The organism is Halolamina sediminis (assembly GCF_001282785.1).
GTDB classification, from domain to species: Archaea; Halobacteriota; Halobacteria; order Halobacteriales; family Haloferacaceae; genus Halolamina; species Halolamina sediminis.
The window spans coordinates 170,751-197,702 of sequence record NZ_CVUA01000001.1; the positions used below are offsets into that span (position 1 = coordinate 170,751).

Here is a 26,952-nt window from a genome sequence, read left to right on the forward strand (position 1 = left end):
GTCGCCGGCTCCGTCCGGCGGTCAACGAGCCCATGCCGTGATCGTGCACACCGCTCTCGGCGATTCAGACGTCCGTTTCCGTGACGTACCCGCCCTCGCGGAGCTGTTCGGCCTCGCGGTTCTCGTAACGGTGCTCGATGTCGGCTTTCTCGTCCTGCCAGTCCCACGGGCTCACGAGCACGAGGTCGTCCTCACGGATCCAGTCGCGCTTGCGCATCCGGCCGGGGATGCGGGCGGTGCGTTCTTCCCCGTCGGCACACCGGACGGTCACCCGATTCGCGCCGAGCATCTCGACTACCTCGGCGAACAGCTCGTCGTCCTCGGGGGCCCGGATCCCCTCGGGGAGGTCGTCGTTGCTCATCAGCACCGGCTTGGACGGTGGGGTGGTTAAGCGCTGTGGGATTTCGGACGGCCGAGCTATCGAACGGCGATCGCTCGTGCTCCCACTTTCTCACGAAACGTGGGACCGCCGGCGTTTTCACCGCACCCCGCACACTCCCGACCATGTACGACCGACTCGGTATCGGCGGTATCGCCGGCGTCGTCCTCGTCATCGCCGGGATCGCGCTCGTCGCGTGGCAGGCGCCGATCGTCGCCGCCGGCCTCGCGTTCGTCCTCGCGGGGCTGGGGCTAGTGGTCCGGGCGCTCGTCGGGAACGTGATGCGGCAGTTCGGGATGGCCTGAGACGCCGTCTATATAGCGCTATTAGCGCGTTTTACACTGCGTCGCCCGGACCACGCTGGTCATGGAGCGACGTGCCCTCCTCGCGATCCTCGGTGCCGGCCTCGCCGGCACCGCCGGCTGCAGCGCCCTCGACAGCACCGAACCGGCCCACACGGTCACCGTCTACAACGTCGACTCCGAGGTCACCCGCGAGGTGACCGTCCGGATCGAGGACGGCGCCGGCGAGACGGTGTTCGAGCGCACCGCGACGTTCGGCGCCGGGAACGAGGCCGACGAGAACGTCCCGTTTCCCGAGTCGAGCGCGCCCGAGACGGTGTTCGTGACCGTGAACGGGGCCGAGTTCGAACGTGAGTGGCCGGCGACGGACTGCGACGGCGAGAACTGGGCCGGGATCGAGCTGCGCATCCGCGGCGGCCCGGACGAGGAGCCGTCGGTGGAGCTACAGACCCGCTGTCAGCACGTGACGACGACCCCGCCGTAGCGTCGCCGTTCGTCTCGCGCTCCGGTTCAGGACCGCTGCTCCCGCAGCTTCGCCCGCCCGGGCTCGATCAGGCGGTCGAGGTACTCCGCGAGCGTCGGCTTGGCGTCGGCGGGGTGGAGTTCGCCCGACGCGAAGTCGGCCTCCAGTTCCTCGTAGCTGTCGTACTCCAGATCGCCGCCGTACTCCTCGGGGCGCTCGACGACGACTTCGTCGAACCGCGGGAACACGTGGTACTCGAAGATTTCGAGGACTGGGTTGTTGCGCTCCTCGCCCTCGTCGGTCGGTTCCGGATCGACTTCGCCGGCCGGGCAGAACGCGCCGTTGACCTTCTCCTCGATATCCTCGCGGCTGTCCTCCAGCGAGATGGAGACGCCGGTGCTGTTGGACATCTTCCCGATCCCCGTCGAGAGCTCGGAGATCAGCGGCGTGTGCAGGCAGGTCGGCGCCTCGTAGTCGATGCTGGGCAGCGTGTCGCGAGCGAGCATGTGCACTTTGCGCTGCTCCATCCCGCCGACCGCGAGGTCGATGTCGAGGTACTCGATGTCCAGCGCCTGCATCAGCGGGTACACCGCCTGTGAGACTGTCACCGAGTCGCCCGAACCGATCTCACTCATCGCGCGCTCCGCCCGGGAGAGGGTCGTCTCCAGTTCGATCGCGTGGAGGTCGAGCACGTACTCCTCGTCAAACTGGAACTCCGAGCCCAGTCGGAACTCCGTCTGCTCCTCGTCGAGCCCGTAGGCGACGAACTGCTCCTGCATCCGCTCTGCGGTGTCTCGGATCTCTTCGAACGTCCCCTTTCCGTTGAGGTAGGCGTGCACGTCCGCGAGCAGGATCACGACCTCCATCCCCGCCTCCTGTAGGTCGATCAGCTTGTTCGCGCCGAGCATGTGCCCGATGTGGAGCACGCCCGAGGGCTCGTAGCCGACGTACGCGCGCTTGCCTTCGGGGTCGGCTGCCAGCTCCTCGACCTCCGCCTCGGTGACGACCTCCGCGGCGTTGCGGGTGATCAGGTCGTGTGCGTCCATACGTCCGAATTTCGGAGCGAGCGGTTAGGCCTTCTGGATGCGTGTGAACGCGCCGCGGGGCTGCCGACTCCGGTGGCCGGCGGTCGGGTTTTTGCCCGCGGCTGTGTACGTTCGAGTATGCTCGCTCAACTCTCGCCGGACTGGCTCCGGGGCCTCCTCGCGGGGTACGGTCCGGTGGTTCGGGAGCTGTTCTGGTTCACGGTCGGCCTCGTCGTCGTCTACGTACTCGGACGGCTCCTGTTCGTGCCGGCCGTCACCCGGATCGTCAGTTCGCGGAACCGGAACAACCCCACCATCGCGTCGGCGACGAGCACCTACCTCCGGGTCGTTCTCGTCGGCTTCGCGGTGCTGACGGGGCTCGTCACCGCCGGCTACGGCAACCTCCTCTCGAACTCGGCGGTAGTCATCGCCGCCATCACGTTCGTCACCGGGATCGCCGGCCAGCAGGTGTTCGGCTCGTTGATCAGCGGGATGTTCCTCGTCGCCGATCCAGACTTCAACGTCGGTGACTGGATCGAGTGGGACGGCGGACAGGGCACCGTCGAGGCGGTCCACTTCCGGGTTACCCGTGTCCGAACACCCGACAACGGTACCATCGCGGTGCCGAACACCCAGCTCACGGGCTCCTCGCTGACCCGCCCGTTCGGCCGCGATCGCTACCGCGTCACCGAGCAGGTGCTCGTCGCCTACGACGAAGACACCGAACACGCCCTGCTCGAACTCCGACAGACCGCCGAGGAAAACGAGGCGGTGATGGCGGAGCCGTCGCCGAACACCCGGGTGCTCGAACTCGGGCCGAACGCGATCACGCTTCAGGCCGAGTTCTGGATCGACGACCCGATGGACCGCAGCATCGTGACGATCCGCTCGGACTTCCGTCGGCGGGTGAAGCGCCGCTTCGACGAGGAGGGGCTGACGATCGCGCCGCCGTCGGGGCAGTCGCTCTCGGGCGAAATCGCGGTGGAGAACCGCAGAAAACCGTCGACCTCCGGCGGGGACTGAAACGCCTCTCCCCTACGCGCCCTCGCCCCCAAGCCGCTCGTCGGCGCGGTGCTCCGAGATCACGCGGTCCATCATGCTCTCGGTCTGCTCGCGCCGACGCTGTTCGGCGCGGTCCTCCCAGTCGTCGATCGCCGACTCGACCTCCGACTCGCGGGCGACTGCGAGCTCGTCGACCTCCTGTATCGTCACGGGGTCGGCCGGCGCGACGGGGATTTCGTGGTCGAACAGCACCGCGTCGGCCTCCTCCGAGAGGTTCCCGTTTTTGAGCACCAGCCGGGGTTCGGCCTCGGCGAGGCGCTCGGCGGTCGACGTGCCGGCACCGCTGGCGTCCCGGAGGTAGACCACGTCGCCGGCGGCGAGGCCGTACTCCTCGTCGGCGCGCTCGATCGCGTCGCGGGTGAACTGCGGGACGGTTTTCACCGCGACGAGATCGCGGTCGCCCGCCACGTCGCTGAAGTCCGAGTGATCGAGCTTCCAGAGCGTCTTCAGCCGGGCGAGTTTCTCGTGGAGCTCCTCGTTCTCGGCGATCGCTTCGTCGCGCTCGCGTTCGAGGCGTTCGGCGCGACGCTCCAGCCGGTTCACCTCGCGGCGCTCCCGGGCTTCGCGGCGCTCCTGCTTGCGGGCGTCGCTGAGTTCGCGCTCGTACTCGCGGATCTCGTTTTCCTTCTCCTCCAACTCGGCTTCGAGCTCCTCGGCGTGCTCCTTGAGCCGGCCCACCTGGGATTCGAGGTCGCGGATGCGGCGTTCCTCCTCGGTGAGATCGCGCTCCTCGTGTTCCTCTTCCGCCTCCTTGTCGCCGTCGTCGTCGGTCAGCTCCCGGAGCACCGCCTCGACGGACTCCTCGCCGGAGACGACCCGCGCGATCACCGCCTCGCGGTCGAGCTTCGGGGGCACCTTCGCGGCGATGCGCTCGAACTGGTCGGCGTGGTCGTCGACGGCGAACAGCGCCGCCGCGAGCGCGTCCCGCTCGTGGTCGTTGTCGTACTCGTGGTCGCGGGTGCGGTGGAGCTTCTCGTCGACCGGCAGGTCCGACTCCGGTGCCCAGCCCGCGGCATCGAACGAGCGCCGGAACTTCTCGACGGTCTCGGGCATCGGCGTCACGTCTGCGGCCACGAGCATCGGCCGACCGCGTTCGATCAGCCACTCGGTTAGCTCCCCGCTGTCGCTCGTCCGTGAGGAGAACAGGTCGTGGACGGTGCCGTCGAGCCCAACCACTGCCGCGGCGGTGGTCGTCCCCGGGTCGATGCCGACGACGACGTGGTCCCGCCGCTTCACGAGCGGCTCGAACTCGATGCCATCGCGGCGTTCGCGCTCGATCTCGATCCGCACGTCGCCGTTGCGGGTCGCCGAGACGGGGATATCCTCCGGCCGGGCCTCGACGGCGAAGACGGCGTTCGAGAGGCCGCCGTACTTCTCGGTCACCTCCTTCTCGTAGTCGAGGTTCGCGTCGTCGAGGTCCGACTCCACCTCGCGGGCGGCCTTCCGGACGTTGCCGTGGATGCGGCGGGTGAAGCGGTCCTCGCTCCACCCCCCGCCGCCGCCAGTCGAGCGGCCCCGAGAGACTTTCACCGTGGTCGTGTCGCCGAAGGCGGAGACGCGCTGGCCGACGTTGTGGTACGCCAGCCGCGCCGCCGCCTCGGCCTCCTTCATCGGTTTCTTCCCGTAGGGCACCCCGTGGCGCTGGGCGACCCGGGAGAGGGGTTCGGGCCGGTTCGCGCCGGTGACCTGTACGAGTTCCGTGCCGGCGGGAAGCGATCGGAGAAACCCCACGAGCGCGTTCTTGTCGGCCGCGAGTTCGTACATGTTGTCGACGGCCAGCCGGGTGGGCTCCTCGTTCTCGATCAGGCGGCGGAGCTTCCGGCGCGAGACGGCGTCACGCTCGACGGCGGCTTCGCCCTCGTCGCCGTCGTCCGGGCGGAGAATCACGAGCGCGTAGGTGGGCGCGTCGCCGCGGACGTCGCCGCTCTGGATGTCGACGCCGAACACCGGCCCGTCGGTGGGGCTCGGGGCGTTCACACCTCGACGGAGGCGGTTCTCGGGTAAATATCCGGCGCCGGGGCTACTCCGTGTCGGGGGAGGGAAGCTCCACGGTCTACTCGTCTTCGGGGACGAAACAGTCGCCGTCAGTACGTTTCGATCTCGACGTCGAGGCGTTCGAAGTCGGAGACGTTCCGGGTGAGGACTGGTTCGTCGACGACTGCTGCAGTCGCAGCGATGATCACGTCGCCGTCACCGACAGCGTCGCCCTCGCTCGCCAGTTCGCCCGCCATTCGCCCGGCTTTCCGCATCACGGCGGTGTCAGCAGGGTGGACCGGCTTGGAGGAGAGCACCGTTTCGACCTCTTCCCGCTCCGCTTCGGACTGCGCCGAACGGCCGATCCCGTAGTACAGTTCGAACAGGGTCATCGCCGACAGCCGTTGCTGGACGAGGTTGCGTTCCAGTTCTTCGGCCTTCTCGACGGCCGCCTCGTCGCCGTTCATCAGGTCGATCAGGAACGCCGTATCGAGAAGCACGCTACGACTCCATCTCCCCGGCGATCTCGTCGAGTTCACGCTCGCGCCGCTCCCGACGTTCCTCGACGGCGTCACGAAGGGCGTCGGCCTCCTCGTCGTCGAGGATTCCCGCAATATCGAGCAGCGACCGCTCGCCGGCGAGGCGGAGCACGACGTCGGAGAACGTCTCGTCGTCCTCCTTTCGGGCAGCGAGGCGCTCGTAGGCCTCGTCGGAGAGACGGATGCTCTTGGACATATGCATACAGTTGTATGCAGGAGCACAAACCTCTTTCCCTGTCCTACTCCGAGTCGGGGAACGGGATCTCCACCGTCTGCCCGTCCTCGGCGACGAAACAGTCGCCGTCGAACGCGCCAGCCGCCTCGTGTTCGTGCTCGCGGGCGTCGCCGGGGTAGCGCGAGGAGATGTGCGTCAGCGCCAGCCGTCTGGCGCCCGCCCGGCTCGCGATCTCGCCGGCCTCGCGGGCGGTCGCGTGGCCGGTCGAGCGCGCGCGATCGGCCATCTCGTCGTCGAACGTCGCGTCGTGGATCAGCAGGTCCGGCTCACAGGCGATCTCGACGGTCGCCTCGACGGGCCGGGTGTCGCCGGTGTACACGAGCGAGCGCCCGGGCCGCGGCTCACCGACGACCTGCTCGGGCTCGATGACGCGGCCGTCGTCGAGCTCGACCGGCTCGCCGGCGTGGAGTTTGCCGTACGCCGGCCCGGGCGGGATGTCGAGTTCCGTCTCGGCTTTCTCGCGTTTGAACCGCCCCTTGCGGTCGTCTTCGAGCAGCGCGTACCCCTGTGAGGTGGTTCGGTGTTCGGTCTCGAACGCGCGGATCTCGAACGCCTCGCCGTCGAGGGCGACCGTCCCCGGCGTGACCTCGTTGATGCGGACCGGGAACGCGGTGTCGTGGCCGCCGGCGGTGATCAACTCCCGGAGCTTCCGTCGGGAGCCGGGGGGCGCGTGGATCGACAGCGCGTCCGTGCGGTCCTGGAAGTCCCAGGTCTGGAGCAGCCCCGGGATGCCGAGGATGTGGTCGCCGTGGAGATGCGTGAGAAAGAGGTGTTTCACGTCGAACCCCGTGTTGAACCGCATCATCTGGCGCTGGGTGCCCTCGCCGCAGTCGAAGAGGAACCGCTCACCCTCGCGGTTCACCATCACCGCGCTCGGGGCCCGCCGCGTCGTCGGCACGGCCCCGCTGGTGCCGAGGAACGTCGTCCGGAGAGTCATGGCTGTGGGTGGTTCGGGCGGCGGTTTACGGCTGTCGACTCGGTGAACGCCCTCCGCCGGGGTTCCTGCCCGGTTTGCGAGCTTTATCCCACTGAAACGGCCGCCATCCGACTGAAACGCTACCGGGGGTTATCCCGCTCGAGCGAGTGGACGTAGTACAATGCAACGCCAGACTGTGGCGACGGTTCTCGCTGCGGCCATGCTCCTCGTCGCGGGGTGTGGCTCCGGCGTCGCTCCGGGCGGGAGCGACGGTAGTGGGGAGGGGACGGTCAACATGTACATCAGCGACCAGAACAACGCGATAGACGACTTCGAGCACCTCAACGTCACGATCACGGAGATCGCGGCCCACCGCGTCGACGACTCCGAGAGCGAGACCGAGGCGTCAGAGACCGCGGTCTCCGAGACAGAGGAGATCGACGCCGAGGACGACGGCTGGGTCACGCGGGACGTCGACAACGTCACCGTCGACCTGACCGAACTCCAGGGCAACAACGCCACGATGGTCGGGCAGATCGACGCGCCCAACGGGACGTACGACAAGGTGTTCGTCCACGTTAGCGACGTGAACGGTACGCTGACGGACGGCTCCTCGACCGACGTGAAGCTGCCGAGCAGCAAGCTCCACCTCAACGAGGAGTTCACCGTCGGCGACGGCGAGGCGATCGACTTCGTGTTCGACATCACCGTCGTGAAGCGCGGCCAGTCGGGCAGCTACAACATCCAGCCGGTCGCGAGCGAGTCCGGCCCCGATCAGGAGATCGAGGAGCGCCCCGCCGCGAAGCAGGGCGAGCGTGAGGAGTCGGACGAGGACGAGGAGGCCGAAACGGAGACGCCGGCGACGGGGACGCCGACAGCGACGGCCCAGACGAGCGCGAGCCTCGACTTCTACGTCAGCGACGAGCGCAACGCAATCTCGAACTTCGAGCACCTCAACGTCACTATCGAGAAAGTCGGCGTCCACCGCGCCGACGACGGCGGCGAGAACGAGAGCGCGTGGGTCGAGAAGGACGTGAACAACGTTACCGTCGACCTAACCGAACTCCAAGGTGCAAACGCCTCCAAGCTCGGAACGCTCGCGGTCCAGAACGGCACCTACGACAAGACGTTCGTCCACGTCGCCGAGATCAACGGCACGCTCACGAACGGCGAGTCGACGAACGTGAAGCTCCCCAGCGAAAAGCTCCAGCTCAAGAAGGAGTTCACCGTCGGCGACGGTGAGGCGATCGACTTCGTGTTCGACATCACCGTGTTCGAGGCGGGCAACTCCGGGAAGTACATCCTCAAGCCCGTCGTGGGCGAGTCCGGTACGGGCGATCAGGTCGAGATCGAGGAGCGGGACGATCGCTCCGAGGCGGCTGAGGCAAACGAGGCTGACGACGACGAGGCCGAGCAGCCCCTCGAACTCTCCCTCGACGGCAACGCGACCGCCGGCGAGAACGTGACCGTGACGGTCACCCAGAACGGCAGCGCCGTCGCCGGCGCCGCCGTGACGGCAAACGGCGACGAAGTCGGGGAAACCGGCGAGAACGGCACGGTCGTCGTGGCCGTGCCCGCCGACGCCGAGGAGCTCGAACTCGAAGCCGAACGCGACGAGGCCGAGGGTGAACTCGAAGTCGCCGTCGAGCAGTCCGGCGACGACGGGACCCCGACCGAGAACGGCACCGAGTCGTCCGACCTCGCCGCTCCCGTTTTCTAATCACCGCGACCGCGCGGTTTTGCCCCTTCTTTCGAGCGTTCACGTCGGTAGCGACGGCGCCAGCGTCGCCCGGACCGGGGAGTTCTTACCGTCCGACGGGCTATCCCGATCCGATGGAGAAGCCGCTCTGGACCGAGCGCCACGCGCCCGCGATCGCGGACCTGCCACAGGCCGAGACCCGCGAACGCCTCCGGCGGGCCGTCGACGAGCCGATGAACCTCGTCGTCCAGGGGCCGCCGGGCGCGGGCAAGACTGCCGCCGTCCGGGCGCTGGCCCGCGAGGCGCACGAGGACTACGAGAACGATCTCGTGGAGATCAACGTCGCGGACTTCTTCGATCGCACGAAGAAGGAGATCCGGGAGGACCCCCGCTTCGCGCAGTTCCTCGAGGGGCGGAGCCGGATGGCCAAGCGGGACATGATCAACCGCGTGCTCAAAGAATCCGCGAGCTACGCGCCGGTCTCGGGGCAGTTCAAGACGATCCTGCTCGACAACGCCGAGGCGATCCGCGAGGACTTCCAGCAGGCGCTGCGCCGGGTGATGGAGCAACACCACCGTACCACGCAGTTCGTGATCGCGACCCGCCAGCCCTCGAAGCTGATCGCGCCGATCCGGTCGCGGTGTTTCCCGGTGCCCGTCCGGGCCCCCAGTCACGACGAGATCGAGGCCGTGCTCGCCGAGATCCTCGACGCCGAGGCCGTCGAGTACGACGACGACGGGCTGGAGTTCGTCGCGGGCTACGCCGACGGCGACCTGCGGAAGGCGGTACTGGGCGCTCAGACGGCCGCCGCCCAGCACGACGAGGTGACGATGCAGGCGGCCTACGAGGTGCTCGACGACGTGGGCCACGACGACGAGCTCGCGTCGGCGCTCTCGGCGGCCGCGACGGGCGACTTCTCGACGGCGCGTTCGACCGTCGACGACCTGCTCGACGAGGGGTACGACGGCGAGGAACTGCTGCAGGAGCTGCTGCGGGTCGCCCGCAGCGAGTACTCGGGGGAGAAGCTCGCCCGACTCTACCGGCTCGCCGGCGAGGCCGACGCCGACCTGATCGAGGGGAGCGACGACACGATCCACCTCACCCACCTGCTGAGTTCGTGGGCCGCGGGCCGCGAGCGGCTGCGGGGGGAGGCCTGATGGCGCTGCCCCGCCCGTCGCTCGCCCCCGGCGCGCTCCGGTACGGGCTGCCGCCGCTTTTCGCCGGCTTCGTGCTGACGCCGGTCTCGGGGCCGATCGGTCTCGGGCTGGTCGCGCTGGGGATGGCGGCGGTCCTGTTCCACCGCGACCCCGAGCGCGAGCCGCCCGAATCGGGGTTCGTCGCGCCCGCCGACGGCAGCGTCTCGGTGATCCGCGAGGAGGAGGGCCGCATCCGCGTCGGCGTGTTCATGAACGTCACCGACGTGCACGTGAACCGCGCGCCCGCCGACGGCACCGTCGAGTCGGTGACCCACCGTCCCGGCGCGAACAAGCCGGCGTTCTCGAAGGAGTCCGACCGGAACGAGCGCGTCGAGATCGACTGCGGGGAGTACGAACTCTCGCTGATCGCGGGCTGGTTCGCCCGGCGAATTCATCCGTACGTGGCGGAGGGTGATTCGGTCGAACGCGGGGAGAAGGTCGGCCACATCAGCTTCGGCAGTCGCGTCGACGTGCTGCTGCCCGAACGAGTGGAGTTCGCGGATCTGCGCGTGAAGGAGGGGGAGGATGTGACTGCGGGGGAGACCGTGGTTGCGGTGGATCCCGGGGAGTAGGCTGTTCGGCGTTTCTGTTCGGTCGATTCACCCGAAATATCGGGGTTCGCGTTTGGACAACGAAGTTCGTACCTGAACGTGCTTGAGAGCGGGGAGTTCCCGTTCTGACCGCGAACAGGACCGCGGAGTGAGCATGACCACTTGTGACCGCATCGCCCCGCACAGCCCACAGACCTCCCCACCCGACTCCTTCCTTCGTTTCACTCAGTCAGTCGTCCCTCGCGCCCGCTCGTCCACGGAGGGACTCGCGCTTCGCGCCGACAGCGACCGCGGTGCGCTGGCGGTGGACGCCTCGCGCTCGCCAGCGGTCGGCGAGCGCGGGGGGAGGGGTGGGGACTCGGTGCTGTGCCGGGCCTCGTGCCCGGCACCCTGCGGTCGCAAGTGGTCGACGAACGAGCTGCTGTCGCGGTAGCAGCGGTCGCTGTTCGATCAGCCAACGGCAGAGACAACCCGCCTTGATTTCGACTCGAAAAACCTCCCCTTGCTCTCTCGGTCTACTGATCGTCCGGCTGCTTCTCCAGCACGTGGACGTGCCGCGTCAGCGACCGATGGACCCGGCGCTCGAAACGGTCCGTGACCCGCCAGTCCGTCCCCGAGACCGCCTCGCGCCAGTCCCGGTCGGCCATCAGCACGCAGGTCGCACTGTCGACACTCACTCGCGCCGCCTCCGACAGCGCACCCGCCACGAGGTCTTCCAACCGATGCGTCGCGATCTTCGACTGCCGGCCGTACGGCGCGTCGAACGCCACGCCGTCGACGGTTCCGTCCCGCAGCGCGAGCGCGGTCGCGTCCGCTCGCGCGACCGCCGAATCGACACCCTCGACCAGCGCGTCGAGGTTCTCCCGCGTGCCCCGGACCATCTTCCACTGCGCGTCGGTTCCCACCAGATCGGCGCCGACGAGCCCGGCTTCGATCAACAGCCCGCCGGTGCCGCACATGGGGTCCAGGATCCGCCGGCCGGGCGCCGCGCCGGCGATGTTCGCGAGCGCCCGGGCGTCCATCGGCGCCATGCTCCCGGGCTGGAAGAACGGGCGATCCGTGGGCTGGCGATCGCCGAAGTCGCGCTCGGACTCGCAGTCGAGCCAGCCGAGCACGCAGACCCCCTCGTTGGCGGGGATCTGCCCCTGCTCGGCGGCCGCGGCGTCGCTGTCCGGGTCCGCCAGCCCGTCCTCGGCGGAGAACAGCGCCCGCAGCTCGTGGTCCGGATCGTCGAGGTCGACCTCGAACCCGCGATCGACGAGCACGCCGCCGAGGCGGCGCTCCGCGGCCGCGGTGCTCACACCAGTGAGCCCGCGCACGTCGCGGGCACGGACCGCGACGCTACCCTCGCGGTCGATGGTCGCGGCCTCCAGCGCGACCGCGGCGGCGTCGATCCCCGCCTCCGTCCGGGCGACCAACTCGTCGGCGGCGTGGGTGTACGCCAGCCCGCGGAGGCGGTCGCGGTCGACGTGGCCGGCGCGGGCGAGCCCGGGCGCGAGGATCTCGACGCCCGCCGCCGCGGCTTCGGCCTCCCGGGCCGCGAACGCGTCGTCCTCGCCAGCCAGTTCGAGACAGTACACGCCCGTGGGTGGGTCGGGGGTGGGAAAGAGACTGGCGTTCCCGCGGGCAGCCGGGTTTTTGCCTCGGGTCGTCGACGCCACCCCTATGGAGAGATCTCCCTCGCTCGAAGCTCACCTCCGATCGCTCCGCTCGGTGATCGCCGCGCTCGTCTTCGCGGTCGTGGCGGCGCCCCATCTCGACGCCGGCTTCGCGGTGGCGTTCCTCGTGATCGCTGTATTGCTCGTCGTCTACTCGTTCGTCCCGACAGCGCGGATCGCGTTCGGTGGACCGGCGGAGTAGGCGGGACTGCCAGCCAGCCCGCCGTCGGCGCCCCCGCTCCGGATTCCGACCTGCCGAACCCACCAACCTATTTAAACCTCACCGTCGACCCTTAAAGCGATGACCGATCCCAAGGAGACGATCACCATCGAGAACGTCGTTGCCTCGACGGGCATCGGCCAGGAGCTCGATCTCCAGAGTGTCGCCATGGATCTGGAGGGCGCCGACTACGACCCCGAGCAGTTCCCCGGGCTGGTCTACCGCACGCAGGAGCCCAAATCCGCCGCGCTGATCTTCCGTTCGGGGAAGATCGTCTGCACCGGCGCGAAGTCGACCGACGACGTCCACGAGAGCCTCCACATCGTCTTCGAGAAGCTCCGAGAGCTGAGCATCCCGATCGAGGACGACCCGGAGATCACCGTCCAGAACATCGTCACCAGCGCCGACCTCGGCGAGAGCCTGAACCTCAACGCCATCGCGATCGGGCTCGGCCTGGAGAGCATCGAGTACGAGCCCGAGCAGTTCCCCGGGCTGGTCTACCGGCTGGAGGAGCCCGACGTGGTCGCGCTGCTGTTCGGCTCCGGCAAGCTCGTCATCACGGGCGGGAAGCAGCCCGCCGACGCCGCCGAGGCCGTCGACGTGATCACCGAACGGCTCGACGAACTCGGCCTGCTGGACTGACAGCCGTGGTCTCCTTGGCCGCCGTTTCCCAGTCAGCCACGTTGCAGGCAGCACCGATCGGGGGGTCGACCGTCTCGGTGATCGCGACGTGGCTCCTGTTCTCCGCGTTCCTCTCCCTCACCGCGTTCATCGCCGCCCGCAACCTGCTCGGCGACGTGTCGCTGCGCCCGCACGCGCTCGTCGGGCCGCCGATCGCCGCGATCGCCTTCCTCGCGGCGACGTTCGAGTTCTCGCCGCTGCTCGCGCTCGTGGCCGCCCTCGGCGTCGACGCCGCCGTCTTCCGCTACATCCACGGGCTGAACCGCCGGCTGCTCGCGGGCGTCGTCGTCATCCACTTCACGGTGAGCGTCATCCTCGGCGCGATTCTGTTCAGCCTGATCGCGCTGATCGGCTCGGCGCCGGTGTAGCGCGGGGCCGTCCTCGCCGTGGAACGACGGCTTAACGCCCCCGCCCCCGCCACTGCCGTACATGAATACGCTCCGTATCGCGAACGGTCGCGTGCTCCGTCCCGACCACTCGATCGTCGAGGCCGACGTGCTGATCGACCAGTCGACGGGCGACATCGAACGTGTCGCCGCCCCCGAGGAGATCGACGCCGCGGCGGACGAGACGCTCGACGCCGACGGCGGGCTCGTCGTCCCCGGCATCGTCAACGCCCACGGCCACGCCCCGATGACGCTGCTCCGGGGGTACGCCGACGACAAACCGCTCGACGCGTGGCTCCAAGAGGACATCTGGCCCGCGGAGGGCGAGCTCACGGCCGAGGACATCCGGGCCGGCACCGAGCTCGCGGCGGTCGAGATGATCCGCACGGGGACGACCGGTTTCGTCGACATGTACTTCGAAGAGCCCCACGTCGCCGGCGTGGTTGAGGCGGCCGGACTGCGTGCCCTACTGGGCCACGGCTTCGTCTCCGTCGGGAAGTCGGAGACCGACGCCCGCGAGGACATGGAGAAGAGCGTCAACTTCGCCGACCAGTACGACGGGCTCGCCGGCGGCCGCATCTCGACGGCAGTGAAGCCCCACTCCCTGACGACCGTGAATGAGGCGCTGCTGCGCGAGGCTGTCGAGCGCGCCCGCGAGGCGGACCTCCCGGTCCACATCCACGCCAACGAGACCGTCGAGGAGGTCGAGCCGATCGTCGACGAGCGCGGCGTTCGCCCGCTTTCCTACGCCGCGGACGTGGGGCTGCTCGCGGACGGCGACTTCCTCGCCCACTGCGTCCACGTCGACGACGAGGAGATCGAGATCCTCGCCGACTCGGACGCGGCGGTGGTCCACTGCCCCGCATCGAACGCCAAACTGGCCTCCGGGATCGCGCCGGTCGCCGAGATGCTCGAGGCGGGCGTCACGGTCGGGCTCGGCACCGACGGTGCCGCCTCGAACAACGACCTCGACATGTTCGACGAGATCCGCGACGCCGCGATGCTCGGGAAACTCGGCGCCGACGACGCCGCCGCGGTGCCGGCCAGCGCAGCCGTCCGGATGGCGACCGAGGGGTCTGCCGCGGCGCTCGGCTTCGACTCCGGCCGGATCGAGGCGGGCGCGAACGCGGACCTCGCGGTCGTCGATCTCGACGCAGCGCACCTGACGCCCGAGCACGATCTGGTGAGCCACCTCGCGTACGCGACGAGCGGGCAGGACGTACGCCACACCGTCTGTGACGGGCAGGTGCTGATGGAAGACCGCGAGGTACAGACGCTGGACGTCGACGCCGTGCGGGAGCGCGCGCAGGAACGGGCCGACGAACTGGTGGCGCGAGTCGAGTAGGGTTACAGCAGCAGCGAGAACAGCGCGTAGGAACAGACGACGGCGATCGTCGGCGTGAGCACCCAGAGCACCGCGATCCGCCCCGCGGCGGTGGCGTCGAACAGGCTCTCCTTGCTCTGTGGCCGCGCTCGCTCGTCGCCGATGCTCGGCACCGCCGGCGGCGACTCCGGCTCCACGGCCTCCCCTTCCGCGATGTCGCCGACGGTCGGGCTCGCGGGCTCGTCCCGCTCTTCCGGTGTGAGCGCGCCGGTCGAGAGCTCCGATCCCATCTTCGTCTCGGGCGAGGGTTTCGCCAGCTCCGCGAGCGTCGCCGCCCGGCTGGCCCGCCCCCAGCCGAGGCCGATGATGCAGCAGGTGGTGCTGACCGCGAGGCTCGCGGGGATGCCGAGATACGACAACACGGTGATGATGGTGCCGCCGACGACGGAGACGATCAGCGCCGCGAGGATCGGCAGCTCGGTGATGTCGTCGCCGACGGTGTCGAGCGTTCGGCGGGCGATGGTGAACGAGCCGAGCGCGAACGCTCCCACCGCGAGCAGTACGCCCTGATCGACGGTCAGCGTGCCGTTGGCGCCGACTAAGGGTGCGACGGCGTTGGCGGCGTTGGAGGCGCCCGCCGAGAACGCCATGTAGCAGGCGATCAGGACGACCAGCGCCGAACCGACCAGATCCCGCGGGGTCGCGTTCCGGTTCACGCGCGGCTTCGGAATCCGCCCCGAGCGGTCGAGTTGGAGCAGGTGGAGCTCCAGCCGCGTGAACGCGAACCGGCCGTCGAGATACGGGTAGACGTAGCGGCCGATGACGGCGCCGCTGGCGAAGCCGACGACCGGCGCGACGATCCACGCCGAGACGATGACGAACATCAGCGCCCCGTTCAGCGTCCCCGTCGCCAGCCCCAGCCCGACGATGGCGCTGACGGCGGTCATCGACGTCGAGGCCGGGACGCCGTAGAGGTTCGAGATCAGCAGCGAGAGCCCCGTGAAAAAGAGCACGCCGACGCTCGCCTCCGGCGAGAACTGCGCTGCGGGGACGATGCTGCTGCTCATCGTGTCGATCACGTTCCGCCCGACGGTCCAGGCGCCGAGCAGCGCGAAGCCGGTGAACAGTACCCCTGCGGTGACTTTCCGGACGAGTCGGCCGCCGACCGCCGGGCCGAACGCGACCCCGGTCGAGGAACCGCCGATGTTGTAGCCGACGAACACCGCGACGAGTATCCCGAGGACGGCGAGCACCGTAACCATGTCCGGGTGTTCTGTGTCGAGGCGGAAAATACGAGGGGAGTGATACGCCGCTCGAGCTGTTTTGACGAACCGAGTGAACGATGTAGTTCCGTTTGACGGCGAGTGCGGGGCCACCTTCGGAGTGGTGGGACTGAACGCCGCCGCACCGTCCCTTCGGCGCGCCCGGGTGACCGTTCCCGGACGCCCCTTCGACACGGTTTTGCCCACACCACCAGAACCCACAGCCATGAGTTCCTACGAGCGCGTCACCGCGCACGTCGACGACCCCGAGGCGCTCCGCGAGGAGGGCCGCCGGAAGATGGACTGGGCGCTCCAGCACATGCCCATCTGCCAGTCGCTCCGCGAGGATTTCGAGGCGGAGAAACCCCTCGCCGGCGAGACGATCGGGATGGCGATGCACGTCGAGGCCAAGACGGCGATCCTCGTCGAGACGCTCGCCCTCGGCGGCGCCGAAGTAGCGGTCACGGGCTGCAACCCCCTCTCGACTCACGACGACGTGAGCGTCGCGCTGGACGACGTGGCGAACGTCACCTCCTACGCCGTCCGCGGCGTCGACGACGAGGAGTACTACGCCGCCATCGAGTCCGTCATCGACCACGAGCCGACGATCACGGTCGACGACGGTGCGGACATGGTGTTCCGCATCCACCAAGAGCACCCCGAGCTGATCGACTCCATCGTCGGCGGCGCCGAGGAGACGACCACCGGCGTCCACCGACTGCGCGCGATGGACGACGACGGCGAGCTGAACTACCCGATGTTCGCGGTGAACGACACGCCGATGAAGCGCCTGTTCGACAACGTCCACGGCACGGGCGAGTCGGCGCTGTCGGCGATCGCGATGACCACGAACCTCTCGTGGGCCGGCAAGACCGTCGTCGTCGCCGGCTACGGCTACTGCGGCAAGGGCGTGGCCTCGAAGGCGGCCGGGCAGGACGCCAACGTCGTCGTCTGTGAGGTCGAACCGCGCAAGGCGCTAGAAGCGCACATGGAGGGGTACGACGTGCTCCCGATGGCCGAGGCCGCGAAGGAGGGCGACGTGTTCGTCACCACCACCGGGAACAAGGACGTGATCACCCGCGAGCACTTCGAGCAGATGCAGGACGGCGTCCTGCTGGCCAACGCCGGCCACTTCGACGTGGAGATCAACCTCGATCACCTCGACGACCTCGCGGTCGACCGCTACGAGGCCCGCGACGGCGTCGAGTCCTTCGAGATGGCCGACGGCCGTCGGCTGAACGTGCTCGCCGAGGGCCGACTCGTGAACCTCGCCGCGCCGGTCGGGCTGGGCCACCCGGTCGAAGTGATGGACCAGTCTTTCGGGATTCAGGCGGTCTGTGTCCGAGAGATCGTCGAGAACGGCGACAGCTACGAGGCTGGCGTCCACGAGGTGCCGGACGAACTCGACGAGGAGGTCGCCGAGATCAAGCTCGCCGCCGAGGGCGTCGAGTACGACGGGCTGACTGACGAGCAGCGCGAGTACATGGACTCCTGGCAGCACGGGACGTAATTACTTCTCGCCGCGTTTTCCAGTGGTTTTGGTGGCGTCGCCGACGGTTTTCGAACTGGTGACTCGAACAGCAACAGCAGTTCGAGGCTAGACCACTTGCGACCGCAACCGCTCCGTACAGCCCTCATACCTCCCCAGCCGACTCACTCGCTTCGCTCGTTCGTCCCTCGCGCTGGTCGCGCCCACAAGGGGCGCTTCTGCTTCGCGCCGACCGCGACCGCGGTGCGGTGGCGGTGGACGCCTCGCGGCCGTCGACGAGAGCGAAGCTCTCGTCTGCCAATCAGAAATCTCTGATTTCTGATGACGGCGACGATCGCCGGCCGCGGGGGGAGGGGTGGGGATCCGGGGCTGTGCCGGACCTCGTGTCCGGCACCCTGCGGTCGCAAGTGGCCAACGATCGAGCTGCTGTCGCGGTCGCGGTTCGTGCTCACGTCAGCAGCATCGCCCAATCGAAACCAACCCACGAAAACCACCCATCACCGACCGCCTTTTGCCCCCTCGTACCCGACTCTCACCCAATGCCGACGAACAAGAAAGGCGACCGGCGCGAGCGCGAGCTCGTCAACCGGCTCGACGACGCCGGCTTCGCCGTCATGCGCGCGCCCGCCAGCGGGAGCGCGACCCAGCGGGAGCTCCCGGACGTGCTCGCGGGCAACGGCGAGAGCTTCTACGCCATCGAGGCTAAATCCTCCGCGGGCGACCCCATCTACCTCACCGGCGAGGAGGTGCAGGCCCTCGTCTACTTCGCCCAGAACTTCGGCGCCAAACCCCGCATCGGCGTGCGTTTCGACCGCGAGGACTGGTACTTCTTCCACCCGGGCGACTGCTACACCACCGACGGCGGCAACTACCGCGTGAAGAAGGAGACCGCGCTCGCCGACGGCACCGATATGGCCGAACTCGTCGGCGACACCGAGAAGGTCACCCTGGCGGAGGCGACGGAGCGCGGTACCGCTACCACGGCCGACGACGGTGACGACCCCGACGGGGGCGTCCGGAAGCTGCTGCAGGCGGTCGCCGACGGCACCCTCACCGTCGACGAGGCGGCCGAGGCGCTCGACTGAGCCGCATCGAAGTGCTTTAGGGTGCTCCCGGGCGATTCCGGAGTATGGATATCGAGGAGGGCATGGGGCGAAAGATCGTGCTCTCGATCGCCGCCGTCGCCCTGTTGATCGTCTCGTTCGTCGTCGTCGGCACGACCTTCGGTGTCGACGAGGGACTCTCCGCGACCGGCGGCCTCGCGATGCTCGGCGCACTGACCGGGTTCATTGTCCTCATGGGGGCGCTGGGGCTGTACTTCGCGAGTCAGGACTGAGCCGGCTCCCGTTCGCGCCAGTCAACTCGCTCCTCCGGCGGCGTCTCCCGTAGCCGCTCGCGGTACAGCACGAGCGGGTGGTTCGCCCGCTCGCGGTGGTCGTTCTGGTTCGTACAGATCCCGTAGGCTTCGAGCGTCTCACACGACGGCGGCGGGTACTGCGCCCCACGTTTCTCCCCGAGTCGCTCGACCGCGTAGCGGACCTGCGCCTCGTCGAGCGTCGTGTCGGCGCAGAACGCGGCCGCGCCGTCGGCGTCGAGCCCGATCGCGGCGAGGAACGACAGCAGCGCGAACGACTCGGTGTCGTCAAGCGCCTCGCTCTCGGCCCGCGTCAGTAGCTCGTCGACACAGTCCGGGAACAGGTCGGGCACTACTGCGTCGATATCTCTGACTGCCACGCGCTCGCCGAGCAAGTCCCGCAGCGCCGACAGCGGTTCCGCGAGCGCGTCCTCCAGCCCGTCCCGGCGGTCGTCGCCGAGATCGAACGGCAGCCCCGCCGCCACGCGACGCCGGACGGCCTCCACGAGCAGCCCCTCGCCGTCGGCGCCGTACAGCTCCCCCCGACGTGTCCGGACCTCGCCGTCGGCGAGCTCACGGTTCACCAGCCGCCACTCCTCTCCCCAGTCGTCGGTGAGCAGGAGGTACTGCTCGACGGCGACGCGGTACCAGTCGCGGTCGGTCGCGCCCGCGCTGCGGTTCTGCTCCGCGCCCGCGAGGCGTTCCTCCCGGACGGCGTCTTCGAGGCCGAACTCCCGGAGGATCCGCGGGAGCGACACCGAGGCGTCGGTCGTGCTGCGCAGGCCGTCGTCGTCGCCGGTCACGTCCTCGGCGAAGCGCGCGGCGGCCGTCGACGCCTCCGCGGCGGCGTACTTCTCGACGGCTTTCTCCTCCGACAGGAGGGAGACGAGCACGCGCGCGACGGGGTAGGAGAGCAGTTCGGCCTCGTCGCTCCACCGCCCCGGCTCGGCGGGCGCGGTAGTTCCCTCGGTCAGCGCGCGCTCGACGCGCTCGCGGCCGCGTTCGACGGCCGGGTCGCCCGAGGCGGCGAGTTCGGGCACCGAGGCGCCCAGCTCCCCGACGGCCTCCCGGGCCTCGTCGAAGAAGGGGTAGCGGGCGTGAAGCGGCTGCATGACTCGCCGTTTCACAGCCCCGTGAATAAGCACTTCGGACCCGACCTTTTTCGTCGTCGGGTGCGCCGGAGGCGCACCGCTCCTCGAAAAAGCTCGACGAAAAAGGCCGCTCGCTCACTTCGTTCGCTCGCGGTCGTGTTCGGTGTCCTCCCCGCGACCGCAACTACTCCTCGTCGTCCAGCGACAGCGCCGCCAACAGCGCCTCCAGTTGGACCTGCTCGTTCGCGCCCTCGGCGATCCGGTAGTCGGCCTCGCCGAGGCGTTCGAGCAGCCGCACGACTGCGCGGTCGTCGAGGTCGAACTCCCACGCCGAGCGGTGGAGCTGATCGACGATGTCGCCGCCGGCCATCCCCACGTCGGTCAGCAGCGTGTCGAGAGTCGCACGGGCCTTCGGGAAGTCGCCGGCGACGGCGGCGGCGACCATCTCCTCGACCTCCTCGGGGCGAGCGGTCGCGGTGACGGTGTAGACGGCCTCCTCGTCGACCACGTCGCCGGTCGTCGCGGCGGCCTGGAGATTGTTGATCGCGCGACGCATGTCGCCGTTGGCGGCGTAGACGAGCGCGTCGAGCCCCTCGTCGGTCATCTCGATCCCCTCGGCCTCGGCGATCTCCCGGATCTGCCCGGCGACGGCGTCGTCCGAGAGGGGGGAGAAGCGGAACACCGCACAGCGGGACTGGATCGGGTCGATGATCTTCGAGGAGTAGTTACAGGAGAGGATGAAGCGGGTGTTGTCCGAGAACTGCTCCATCGTCCGGCGCAGGGCGGACTGGGCGTCGCTCGTCAGCGAGTCGGCCTCGTCGAGGAAGATGATGCGGTAGTCCTCGCCGCCGAACGCCGAGCGCGCGAAGTTCTTGATGCGGTCCCGAACGACATCGATCCCGCGCTCGTCGGAGGCGTTGAGTTCGAGGAAGTTCCCGCGCCAGTCGTCGCCGTAGATCTCGCGGGCGATCGCGGTCGCGGTCGTCGTCTTCCCGACGCCCGCCGGGCCCGTGAACAGCATGTGGGGGAGTTCGCCGCCCTCGACGTAGCTCTTCACGCGCTCGATGGTCTCCTCCTGCCCGTGGATGTCGTCGAGCGTCTGGGGCCGGTACTTCTCGATCCAGATCTCCCGGCCCGCGGACTCGCCCTCGGCGTCGGCCTCGCTCATGGATTGAGAGGGGTCCGGGCGGGGCATAAACGGACCGGAGCACTCCCGGTTTTCTCGACGTCCAGCGACCGGTGGGTCCCCGAACGCTCCCGTGCCCTCCTCTATCGCCGTCGGCCGGAGCACTGACCGAGAACGGCCAGTATCCTTTTTGTGATCCATTGATATATCTATCAATATGTCGGATGGCTATGGATAAAACCGCCGTCTGAGGGATTCCGATGGCTGGGAACCGTCATTCACGGCTCGGTGTGGTGGTTCTCGTCCTTCTCCTTCTCGTAGGAGTGACTATCGTCGTGGCCGCGTCCGACCCGAGCATCGACGCCGATCCAAGCGAGGTCGACGCGGCCAACGCAACGTACGAAGTGACGGTCACCGTCGGATCACAGAGCAGCTCGCTGAACGGTCTCGAGGTCAACCTGAGTAACGCGAACTCGGACGTGAGCAACGTCAGTATCGAGGACGTGTCGACCGTCGGGATCGATCGCGGTGACGACGAATCCGGGACGACGATCGACGAATCCGCCATGTCGGACCTCAGTAACGTCGACGTGAGTGGGGGCGGCTACGTTCTAACGCTCCGATTCGGTGGCTCGTACTCCCTGTACGACGGCGACGAGGTTGTCGTGGTCTTCGACGACGTGCAGAACCCCGTATCGTCGGGCACGTACGACGTTCCGTTGGACATCAACCCCCAGAGCAGCGGCGGCGAAGCGACCGGAACGCTCCAGATAACTGACCCCACACCCTCCCCCACTGCGACGCCGACACCTTCGCCGACGTCAACACCGACCCCAACACCAACGTCGACACCTACTCCAACACCGACTGCAACACCGACTGTAACACCAACATCCACCCCGACCCCAACACCAACACCGACACCGACTGCAACGCCAACACCGACACCGACTGCAACGCCAACACCGACACCGACTGCAACGCCAACACCGACACCGACTGCAACGCCAACCCCGACACCGACTGCAACGCCAACCCCGACACCGACACCGGCGCCTTCACCCACCGCTACGCCGACACCGACGCCCTCACCGACTGCAACGCCGACACCGTCACCGACCGCAACGTCGACGCCCTCACCGACTGCAACGCCGACACCGTCACCGACCGCAACGTCGACGCCCTCACCGACTGCAACACCGGCTGATCCCCCGGGTGACGGTGACGGGGGCGAACCGACATCCACGGATACGGACACCGCGACACCGACGGAGACAGCTAAACCGACTTCGACGGTAGCTGGAGCGACACCTGTGACTCGAACCGCGACGACTACCGCAACACCGACTGTGACACCGTCGGAAACGGCTCCGCCAACCCCCACAGCGGACTTGAGTAAAGTGCCTCCCCGGATCAGCGGGGCGAACGATGAGGGAACGACTGCCGGTTGGTCGCTTAGCCTACTCCTGATCCTCCTCCTCTCTCTCGTGGTCGGTTACTACCGCTACCCGAACTGATCGTCGACCGGCAGTTCGGGATCCGTTCGATCCTCCGAGAACCGTGCTACCCGGAGGACAACCCTCAAACCCACTCCCCACCCACCCAAACCCATGCAGCTAACGGTCGAGATCGTCGGCGAGGACGAACGCACCGTCACCGTCCCCGACGACGCCGACTACGCCGCAGTCGTCCGCGAGATCGGCTACAGCTCCCACGAGGTGACCGTCCTCGTCGACGACTCGCCCGTCCCGGAGGACGCTCCCGTCGAGGCCGACCACGTTCGCGTGCTCCGGCTGATCGCCGGCGGCTGAGCCCCGCGCCCGACCGGTCCCGCCCGAACCGCACGGGCGTCGGCGTTTTGTACTCTCGGCTCCACGTCCGACCATGAACAGCGGGTTCGTGCTGCCGAACGTCGGGCCCGGCCCCGACCCGCTCTCGCCCGCGGAGATCGAGGCGGAGTTCGCCGTGCTCCTCCTCCACCGCGACTTCTACTGCAGCGAGTGCCGCCAGCAGGTCCGACGGGTGAAGAAACGGTACGACGAGTTCGAGGCCCGCGACGCCGAGGTCGTGTCGGTGCTGCCTGAGGACCGCGAGACCGCCGCGGAGTGGCAGAAGCAGTACCACCTCCCGTTCCCCGTCGTCGCCGACCCCGACACCGAACTCGGCGACCGTTACGAGCAGCCCACCCGGTTCGGCCTGCTGGGCAAACTCCACGACGTGATCGGCCGGATGCCGGCGGTGATCCTGCTCGACCTCCGCTTCAGCGACCCGATCGAGACGTACGCCCACCGGGGGGACTCCCGGACCGACCGCCCCCGGATCGACGAGATCCTCGACGCGATCGACCACGCCGCGACGCTCGACGCCGGCGACACGGCGGAACGCACCGCCGGTGACGACACAGCCGACGAGCGGGCACCCGACGAAGCGAACGAACAGCCGCCCGAATCGCCGAGTGTCGACCGCGTGCCGCCGCGTGCCGAGGACGACACCGGCCCCGCCGACGCCGAATCGGGTGCGGCGAACGGGGGATCAACCGCGAGCGAGGCCCACTCCGGGGACGCAGCGACCCCGGACGAGGGGGCGGAGCTCCTCGACGGCGACCGCCGGCCGAAACCCCAGCGCCCGCTGCCGACGCCGACGAGCGTCGATCTCCCCGAGGACGTGAGACTCCGGCGCGGGAGCAACGACGACGTGGTCGCGGCGATGCGGGTGCTGCAGGGTGCGCTGCTCGACATCGACGGCTCGACGGTCCGGGACGCCGCCCCCGACGGCGAGCTGTTGCTGGCCGAGGCGGGCGACTGGATCGTCGGCGCGCTGGTGGTTCGCGACGGCCACATCGAGGGCGTCGCCGTCCGCCGGAAGCGCCGGGGGGAGGGGATCGGCTCGGCGCTGGTCGAGGCGGCGGTCGCCGACGAGGACGGCACGGTTACCGCGGACTTCCGCGCCGGCGTCCGTGGGTTCTGGAAGGACCTCGGCTTCGAGGTCGAACAGGAAGGGAGTCGGTTCTGGGGCGTCCGAACGCCGTAGCGCCTCAGATCAGCGGCGCGACCAGTTCCCGGCCGGCGTCGAGCACCGCCTCGACCCGGGCGACCGTCGACGCCTCCGCATACACGCGGAGTTTGGGCTCGGTGCCCGACGGCCGAACCAGCAGCCACGAACCGTCCGCACAGAGGAGTTTGAAGCCGTCGACGGTGACAGTCCGCTCGACGGGAACCCCCGCCACCGCGTCGGGGATCTGGTCTTCGAGATCGTCGAGCACGCGTTCCTTCTCCGAGTCGGGGCAGTCGAGGCTGACCTTGTCCGCGACGATTCCGCCGTGCTCGGCTTCGAGGCGTTCGATCCGCCCGTCGTACGGCTCGTCGGCCTCGATCGCACAGGCCAGCAGCGCCATCAGGACGCCGTCTTTCTCCCGGACGTGCCCGCGGATCGAGAAGCCGCCGGACTCCTCGCCGCCCATCAGCGCGTCGTGCTCGCCCATCGCGTCGGCGACCCACTTGAAGCCGACCGCGGTCTCGACCACGCGCTCGCCGTGGGCCTCGGCGACGCGGTCGATCAGGAACGTCGTCGACACGGTCCGGATCGCGGGCCCGGAGTCCTTCTCCAGTAGCGCGTCGTACGTCGCGGCGAAGAAGCGGTTCTCGCCGAGGTAGCCCGCCGGGGTGATCACCGCGATGCGGTCGGCGTCGCCGTCGTTCGCGATCCCGATATCCGCGTCACCGTCGACGACGTGATCGGCGAGCGCGTGGAGGTTCGACTCGGCCGGCTCGGGCGCGCCGCCGCCGAACTCGGGGTCCTCGTCACACCGCAGGCGCTGGATCTCGGCGCCGGCGTCTTCGAGCACCGCGTCGGTCACGCCGCGGCCGGAGCCGTGCATCGCGTCGTACGCGACAGTGAGCCCCGAGAGATTGACGTTCCCGTCGTCAGTGCTGAACCCGTAGGAGGCCACCAGCTCCTCGACGGCGTCGGCGTGGGGGGTCACGAGGTCGTCACGGACGACGACGCCGTGCTCGCTCTCGGGGAGCGCCTCGGGCTCGCCGAGGTTCGCTTCGATGCGGTCGGTGACTTCGGGCATCGCCGGCGCGCCGTCGCCGGGGAAGTACTTGATCCCGTTGTACTCCGGGGGGTTGTGGGAGGCGGAGAGGATCACGGCGCCGGCGTAGCCCCGATCGACGGCGTTCCACACCGCGGTCGGGGTGGGGATGTCCCGTTCGGGCAGCAGCACGTCGAACCCGTTGTCGGTGAGCACGTCGGCGACGCTCTCGGCGAACCCCGGCGAGGAGGAGCGGGCGTCGTAGCCGACGACGACGGGGGCGGCGGTGCCCTCCTCTCGGAGGTAGTCGGCGACGCCCTGTGCGACGATGCGGACGCGGTCGTCAGTGAACGTGTCGAGGGTGGCCCGCCAGCCGTCGGTGCCGAACTGGATGGCGTCAGTGGGGTCGGTCATGGGTCGGAGTTGGTGGCTAAGGCTGAAAAAGGGACCCGTCACGCGGGGCGTTCCGACCCCCTTTTGGGCCGGTGTCGTGAAACGCGTTCACATGACCCGAGTCGTCGCCGTCAGCGGCAGCATGCGCGACGGGAGCTACACGAAGGCCGCCCTCCGGTACGCGCTGGACGCCGCCGAGACCGCGGGCGTCGAGACCGACCTGATCGACCTCGCGGCGGTCGACCTGCCGCTGTACGACCCCGACCGCGACACCGGCGAGGCCGGCGACGCCGCGGAACTGCTCGCGCGCGTCCGAGAGGCCGACGGCGTGCTCCTCGGCGCGCCCGTCTACCACAGCTCCTACTCCGCGGCGTTCCGGAACTTCCACGACTACTGCGGGTTCGACGAGTACGAGGAGACCGTCGTGGGGCTGCTGGTCACCGCCGGCGGCGGCACGATCGCCGACACGCTCAACGACATGCGCAGCACCGTCCGTGGGGTCCACGGCTGGGTGCTCCCGACGCAGGTCGGCTTGCGGAACGCCAGCAGCCGGTTCGCGGAGCGCCGCCGGGAGCCCGAGCCCGACGAGATCGGCGCCGACGCCGCGTACGCGTTCGTCGACGACGACCTCCGCGCCCGGACGTGTAAACTCGGCTACCGCGTCGGCACGTACGCCCGCCGCGCGCCGGAGTTCATCCGCATCGAAGACGAGCCCGAGTGGTAGGCGAGTAGCGTGACAGTCCGGCGCCGGCGATCGAGGAAGAGCCCTACGCCAGCTCCGGCGTCTCCGACGACGCGACCAGCCGCTCCTTCTCGGTCCGGGAGAGCTGTTTGATCTCGTGTTCGCGGGACATCGCCGCCGACTTCGTCTCGAAGGACTCGACGTGGACGGGCTCGACGGGGGTCCGCCCGCGGGTGTACTTCGCGCCCTCGCCGGCGTCGTGCTCGGCGACGCGGCGAGCCACGTCGGTGGTGTACCCCGTGTACAGTGTGTCGTCCGCACACGAGAGCACGTAGACGTAGTGCACGGTCGTTCCAGTGGTGCCGGGCGCCTAAGCGGTCCGGTCCGAAGCGGCACAAAAGTGGGAGCGGGTCGGGGGCCGGCGCGGCGCTGTACCACGCCGGGAGCGTGGCGGTCGTGTGGCGATACCCCGTCAGTGGGTTTCGGTACGGGTCCGGTCCCGGGCGACTTCCGCGATGCCGGCGTTCGCGGCACACGAGGGGCAGGCGTCGAGCCGGCCCTGCTCGTCGGCGAACACGCGGGCGAATCGCTCGGAGACGTGTGACCCGCAGTGGTCACAGCGTGACATCGGTTGTCCGGTATCCACCGGTACCGGCGATTGTGGGTACGCCACCCACGGGTCAATAGGTTTATGGGCATTCTGGCTCCCACGGCGTGAAACGAACGGTTCCGGGCGTCCTCGTCGGGTTTCGTTCAGTTCCCGTCGGCCGTATGCCCCGATTTCCAGCCCCGCTCGGGACGGCGCGGCGGCGCCGATCGAGCGGCGGACCGCCACACCTAAATGTCCTGATTTCGGCCCCTGGCGCGGTCCCTTCGGTCGATTTGGGAAATCTTATTAAGAGGGGTCGAGTA

Annotated in this window: 30 protein-coding genes; 16 read left to right on the plus strand and 14 right to left on the minus strand. The window is 68.8% G+C overall.

Features of this window, described 5'->3' with window-relative positions:
• Window positions 1-64: 64 nt before the first annotated feature.
• Window positions 65-361 carry a translation initiation factor eIF-1A gene (gene eif1A / locus BN1959_RS00850; protein ID WP_053946844.1) on the minus strand — a complete coding sequence of 99 codons (297 nt, stop codon included), beginning with the start codon at window positions 359-361 and terminating at the stop codon, window positions 65-67.
• 143 nt (window positions 362-504) lie between these two features.
• Here eif1A and BN1959_RS00855 point away from each other — a divergent pair, with 143 nt between their 5' ends.
• A complete protein-coding gene (locus BN1959_RS00855) occupies window positions 505-684 on the plus strand; it encodes a DUF7470 family protein (RefSeq protein ID WP_053946845.1) in 180 nt (59 codons plus the stop codon).
• 61 nt (window positions 685-745) lie between these two features.
• Window positions 746-1,165, plus strand: coding sequence for a hypothetical protein (locus BN1959_RS00860; RefSeq protein ID WP_053946846.1), 420 nt, complete (start codon window positions 746-748; stop codon window positions 1,163-1,165).
• A 26-nt stretch (window positions 1,166-1,191) separates the two neighbouring features.
• Here the strand turns inward: BN1959_RS00860 and BN1959_RS00865 are convergent, their stop codons facing one another.
• Entirely contained in the window at window positions 1,192-2,190 is a 999-nt protein-coding gene (locus BN1959_RS00865) for a tyrosine--tRNA ligase (protein WP_053946847.1), read from the minus strand.
• 117 nt (window positions 2,191-2,307) lie between these two features.
• Between BN1959_RS00865 and BN1959_RS00870 the strand changes: the two genes are divergently transcribed.
• On the plus strand, window positions 2,308-3,192 hold the full coding sequence (locus BN1959_RS00870) for a mechanosensitive ion channel family protein (RefSeq protein WP_053946848.1): 885 nt from the start codon (window positions 2,308-2,310) through the stop codon (window positions 3,190-3,192).
• Between the two features lie 12 nt (window positions 3,193-3,204).
• On the opposite strand, the gene BN1959_RS00875 is transcribed toward BN1959_RS00870, so the two are convergent.
• From BN1959_RS00875 to rnz, 4 genes are all read right to left on the minus strand, one after another.
• Entirely contained in the window at window positions 3,205-5,208 is a 2,004-nt protein-coding gene (locus BN1959_RS00875; protein WP_053946849.1) for a DUF460 domain-containing protein, read from the minus strand.
• Window positions 5,209-5,315: 107 nt separating this feature from the next.
• Complete coding sequence (locus BN1959_RS00880) at window positions 5,316-5,705, minus strand: type II toxin-antitoxin system VapC family toxin (protein ID WP_053946850.1); 390 nt, start codon at window positions 5,703-5,705, stop codon at window positions 5,316-5,318.
• Between the two features lies 1 nt (window position 5,706).
• Window positions 5,707-5,940, minus strand: a complete 234-nt coding sequence (locus tag BN1959_RS00885; protein WP_053946851.1) for an antitoxin VapB family protein — start codon at window positions 5,938-5,940, stop codon at window positions 5,707-5,709.
• Between the two features lie 43 nt (window positions 5,941-5,983).
• The gene (rnz, locus tag BN1959_RS00890) at window positions 5,984-6,916 is read right to left on the minus strand and encodes a ribonuclease Z (protein ID WP_053946852.1); all 933 of its coding nucleotides are present in this window, start codon (window positions 6,914-6,916) and stop codon (window positions 5,984-5,986) included.
• Between the two features lie 160 nt (window positions 6,917-7,076).
• Here rnz and BN1959_RS14945 point away from each other — a divergent pair, with 160 nt between their 5' ends.
• From BN1959_RS14945 to BN1959_RS00905, 3 genes are all read left to right on the plus strand, one after another.
• Window positions 7,077-8,615, plus strand: coding sequence for a DUF4382 domain-containing protein (locus BN1959_RS14945; protein WP_053946853.1), 1,539 nt, complete (start codon window positions 7,077-7,079; stop codon window positions 8,613-8,615).
• Window positions 8,616-8,728: 113 nt separating this feature from the next.
• Window positions 8,729-9,751, plus strand: coding sequence for an AAA family ATPase (locus tag BN1959_RS00900; RefSeq protein WP_053946854.1), 1,023 nt, complete (start codon window positions 8,729-8,731; stop codon window positions 9,749-9,751).
• A complete protein-coding gene (locus BN1959_RS00905; protein ID WP_053949285.1) occupies window positions 9,751-10,362 on the plus strand; it encodes a protein sorting system archaetidylserine decarboxylase in 612 nt (203 codons plus the stop codon). The genes BN1959_RS00900 and BN1959_RS00905 overlap by 1 nt, the downstream gene beginning before the upstream one ends.
• Window positions 10,363-10,856: 494 nt before the next feature.
• On the opposite strand, the gene BN1959_RS00910 is transcribed toward BN1959_RS00905, so the two are convergent.
• Entirely contained in the window at window positions 10,857-11,921 is a 1,065-nt protein-coding gene (locus BN1959_RS00910; RefSeq protein WP_053946855.1) for a methyltransferase domain-containing protein, read from the minus strand.
• 85 nt (window positions 11,922-12,006) lie between these two features.
• Between BN1959_RS00910 and BN1959_RS00915 the strand changes: the two genes are divergently transcribed.
• The 4 genes from BN1959_RS00915 (at window position 12,007) to BN1959_RS00930 (ending at window position 14,631) form a co-directional block, all read left to right on the plus strand.
• Window positions 12,007-12,201 (plus strand): hypothetical protein, encoded by a 195-nt coding sequence (locus tag BN1959_RS00915; RefSeq protein WP_053946856.1) that lies wholly within the window; start codon window positions 12,007-12,009, stop codon window positions 12,199-12,201.
• Window positions 12,202-12,300: 99 nt separating this feature from the next.
• Complete coding sequence (locus BN1959_RS00920; protein WP_053946857.1) at window positions 12,301-12,861, plus strand: TATA-box-binding protein; 561 nt, start codon at window positions 12,301-12,303, stop codon at window positions 12,859-12,861.
• A gap of 5 nt (window positions 12,862-12,866) precedes the next feature.
• On the plus strand, window positions 12,867-13,268 hold the full coding sequence (locus tag BN1959_RS00925) for a DUF7473 family protein (RefSeq protein ID WP_237560291.1): 402 nt from the start codon (window positions 12,867-12,869) through the stop codon (window positions 13,266-13,268).
• Window positions 13,269-13,329: 61 nt separating this feature from the next.
• Complete coding sequence (locus BN1959_RS00930; protein WP_053946859.1) at window positions 13,330-14,631, plus strand: amidohydrolase; 1,302 nt, start codon at window positions 13,330-13,332, stop codon at window positions 14,629-14,631.
• A gap of 2 nt (window positions 14,632-14,633) precedes the next feature.
• Here the strand turns inward: BN1959_RS00930 and BN1959_RS00935 are convergent, their stop codons facing one another.
• Window positions 14,634-15,872: an inorganic phosphate transporter gene (locus tag BN1959_RS00935; RefSeq protein ID WP_053946860.1), complete on the minus strand. Its 1,239-nt coding sequence runs from the start codon at window positions 15,870-15,872 to the stop codon at window positions 14,634-14,636.
• A 226-nt stretch (window positions 15,873-16,098) separates the two neighbouring features.
• Here BN1959_RS00935 and BN1959_RS00940 point away from each other — a divergent pair, with 226 nt between their 5' ends.
• The 3 genes from BN1959_RS00940 (at window position 16,099) to BN1959_RS00950 (ending at window position 18,697) form a co-directional block, all read left to right on the plus strand.
• Window positions 16,099-17,382, plus strand: coding sequence for an adenosylhomocysteinase (locus BN1959_RS00940; protein WP_053946861.1), 1,284 nt, complete (start codon window positions 16,099-16,101; stop codon window positions 17,380-17,382).
• A gap of 518 nt (window positions 17,383-17,900) precedes the next feature.
• Window positions 17,901-18,446, plus strand: a complete 546-nt coding sequence (gene hjc, locus BN1959_RS00945) for a Holliday junction resolvase Hjc (protein ID WP_053946862.1) — start codon at window positions 17,901-17,903, stop codon at window positions 18,444-18,446.
• A 44-nt stretch (window positions 18,447-18,490) separates the two neighbouring features.
• Complete coding sequence (locus BN1959_RS00950; RefSeq protein WP_053946863.1) at window positions 18,491-18,697, plus strand: DUF7472 family protein; 207 nt, start codon at window positions 18,491-18,493, stop codon at window positions 18,695-18,697.
• On the opposite strand, the gene BN1959_RS00955 is transcribed toward BN1959_RS00950, so the two are convergent.
• From BN1959_RS00955 to BN1959_RS14890, 3 genes are all read right to left on the minus strand, one after another.
• The gene (locus BN1959_RS00955; protein ID WP_053946864.1) at window positions 18,688-19,827 is read right to left on the minus strand and encodes a hypothetical protein; all 1,140 of its coding nucleotides are present in this window, start codon (window positions 19,825-19,827) and stop codon (window positions 18,688-18,690) included. The two genes, BN1959_RS00950 and BN1959_RS00955, sit on opposite strands and share 10 nt — an antisense overlap.
• A 163-nt stretch (window positions 19,828-19,990) precedes the next feature.
• A complete protein-coding gene (locus BN1959_RS00960; RefSeq protein ID WP_053946865.1) occupies window positions 19,991-20,974 on the minus strand; it encodes a replication factor C small subunit in 984 nt (327 codons plus the stop codon).
• A gap of 562 nt (window positions 20,975-21,536) precedes the next feature.
• Window positions 21,537-22,316: a hypothetical protein gene (locus BN1959_RS14890; RefSeq protein WP_161803737.1), complete on the minus strand. Its 780-nt coding sequence runs from the start codon at window positions 22,314-22,316 to the stop codon at window positions 21,537-21,539.
• Between the two features lie 226 nt (window positions 22,317-22,542).
• On the opposite strand from BN1959_RS14890, the gene samp2 reads away from it, so the two are divergent.
• Window positions 22,543-22,743: a ubiquitin-like small modifier protein SAMP2 gene (gene samp2, locus BN1959_RS00970; protein ID WP_053946867.1), complete on the plus strand. Its 201-nt coding sequence runs from the start codon at window positions 22,543-22,545 to the stop codon at window positions 22,741-22,743.
• A 73-nt stretch (window positions 22,744-22,816) separates the two neighbouring features.
• Window positions 22,817-23,962: a GNAT family N-acetyltransferase gene (locus BN1959_RS14950; protein WP_202594627.1), complete on the plus strand. Its 1,146-nt coding sequence runs from the start codon at window positions 22,817-22,819 to the stop codon at window positions 23,960-23,962.
• A gap of 4 nt (window positions 23,963-23,966) precedes the next feature.
• On the opposite strand, the gene BN1959_RS00980 is transcribed toward BN1959_RS14950, so the two are convergent.
• Window positions 23,967-25,379: a phosphoglucomutase/phosphomannomutase family protein gene (locus BN1959_RS00980; RefSeq protein ID WP_053946868.1), complete on the minus strand. Its 1,413-nt coding sequence runs from the start codon at window positions 25,377-25,379 to the stop codon at window positions 23,967-23,969.
• Between the two features lie 91 nt (window positions 25,380-25,470).
• Between BN1959_RS00980 and BN1959_RS00985 the strand changes: the two genes are divergently transcribed.
• Complete coding sequence (locus tag BN1959_RS00985) at window positions 25,471-26,082, plus strand: NADPH-dependent FMN reductase (protein WP_053946869.1); 612 nt, start codon at window positions 25,471-25,473, stop codon at window positions 26,080-26,082.
• A gap of 43 nt (window positions 26,083-26,125) precedes the next feature.
• On the opposite strand, the gene BN1959_RS00990 is transcribed toward BN1959_RS00985, so the two are convergent.
• Window positions 26,126-26,386, minus strand: a complete 261-nt coding sequence (locus tag BN1959_RS00990; protein WP_053946870.1) for a GIY-YIG nuclease family protein — start codon at window positions 26,384-26,386, stop codon at window positions 26,126-26,128.
• 126 nt (window positions 26,387-26,512) lie between these two features.
• Window positions 26,513-26,668 (minus strand): DUF7563 family protein, encoded by a 156-nt coding sequence (locus BN1959_RS14955; protein ID WP_202594628.1) that lies wholly within the window; start codon window positions 26,666-26,668, stop codon window positions 26,513-26,515.
• Between the last annotated feature and the right edge of the window lie 284 nt (window positions 26,669-26,952).

Excerpts from the sequence above, each read along its gene's own strand:
- eif1A (WP_053946844.1), bottom strand. The coding sequence starts at position 361 with ATGAGCAACGACGACCTCCCCGAGGGGATCCGGGCCCCCGAGGACGAC.
- BN1959_RS00855 (WP_053946845.1), top strand. The coding sequence starts at position 505 with ATGTACGACCGACTCGGTATCGGCGGTATCGCCGGCGTCGTCCTCGTC.
- BN1959_RS00860 (WP_053946846.1), top strand. The coding sequence starts at position 746 with ATGGAGCGACGTGCCCTCCTCGCGATCCTCGGTGCCGGCCTCGCCGGC.
- BN1959_RS00865 (WP_053946847.1), bottom strand. The coding sequence starts at position 2,190 with ATGGACGCACACGACCTGATCACCCGCAACGCCGCGGAGGTCGTCACC.
- BN1959_RS00870 (WP_053946848.1), top strand. The coding sequence starts at position 2,308 with ATGCTCGCTCAACTCTCGCCGGACTGGCTCCGGGGCCTCCTCGCGGGG.
- BN1959_RS00885 (WP_053946851.1), bottom strand. The coding sequence starts at position 5,940 with ATGTCCAAGAGCATCCGTCTCTCCGACGAGGCCTACGAGCGCCTCGCT.
- rnz (WP_053946852.1), bottom strand. The coding sequence starts at position 6,916 with ATGACTCTCCGGACGACGTTCCTCGGCACCAGCGGGGCCGTGCCGACG.
- BN1959_RS14945 (WP_053946853.1), top strand. The coding sequence starts at position 7,077 with ATGCAACGCCAGACTGTGGCGACGGTTCTCGCTGCGGCCATGCTCCTC.
- BN1959_RS00900 (WP_053946854.1), top strand. The coding sequence starts at position 8,729 with ATGGAGAAGCCGCTCTGGACCGAGCGCCACGCGCCCGCGATCGCGGAC.
- BN1959_RS00905 (WP_053949285.1), top strand. The coding sequence starts at position 9,751 with ATGGCGCTGCCCCGCCCGTCGCTCGCCCCCGGCGCGCTCCGGTACGGG.
- BN1959_RS00915 (WP_053946856.1), top strand. The coding sequence starts at position 12,007 with ATGGAGAGATCTCCCTCGCTCGAAGCTCACCTCCGATCGCTCCGCTCG.
- BN1959_RS00920 (WP_053946857.1), top strand. The coding sequence starts at position 12,301 with ATGACCGATCCCAAGGAGACGATCACCATCGAGAACGTCGTTGCCTCG.
- BN1959_RS00930 (WP_053946859.1), top strand. The coding sequence starts at position 13,330 with ATGAATACGCTCCGTATCGCGAACGGTCGCGTGCTCCGTCCCGACCAC.
- BN1959_RS00935 (WP_053946860.1), bottom strand. The coding sequence starts at position 15,872 with ATGGTTACGGTGCTCGCCGTCCTCGGGATACTCGTCGCGGTGTTCGTC.
- BN1959_RS00940 (WP_053946861.1), top strand. The coding sequence starts at position 16,099 with ATGAGTTCCTACGAGCGCGTCACCGCGCACGTCGACGACCCCGAGGCG.
- hjc (WP_053946862.1), top strand. The coding sequence starts at position 17,901 with ATGCCGACGAACAAGAAAGGCGACCGGCGCGAGCGCGAGCTCGTCAAC.
- BN1959_RS00950 (WP_053946863.1), top strand. The coding sequence starts at position 18,491 with ATGGATATCGAGGAGGGCATGGGGCGAAAGATCGTGCTCTCGATCGCC.
- BN1959_RS00955 (WP_053946864.1), bottom strand. The coding sequence starts at position 19,827 with ATGCAGCCGCTTCACGCCCGCTACCCCTTCTTCGACGAGGCCCGGGAG.
- BN1959_RS00960 (WP_053946865.1), bottom strand. The coding sequence starts at position 20,974 with ATGAGCGAGGCCGACGCCGAGGGCGAGTCCGCGGGCCGGGAGATCTGG.
- samp2 (WP_053946867.1), top strand. The coding sequence starts at position 22,543 with ATGCAGCTAACGGTCGAGATCGTCGGCGAGGACGAACGCACCGTCACC.
- BN1959_RS14950 (WP_202594627.1), top strand. The coding sequence starts at position 22,817 with ATGAACAGCGGGTTCGTGCTGCCGAACGTCGGGCCCGGCCCCGACCCG.
- BN1959_RS00980 (WP_053946868.1), bottom strand. The coding sequence starts at position 25,379 with ATGACCGACCCCACTGACGCCATCCAGTTCGGCACCGACGGCTGGCGG.
- BN1959_RS00985 (WP_053946869.1), top strand. The coding sequence starts at position 25,471 with ATGACCCGAGTCGTCGCCGTCAGCGGCAGCATGCGCGACGGGAGCTAC.
- BN1959_RS14955 (WP_202594628.1), bottom strand. The coding sequence starts at position 26,668 with ATGTCACGCTGTGACCACTGCGGGTCACACGTCTCCGAGCGATTCGCC.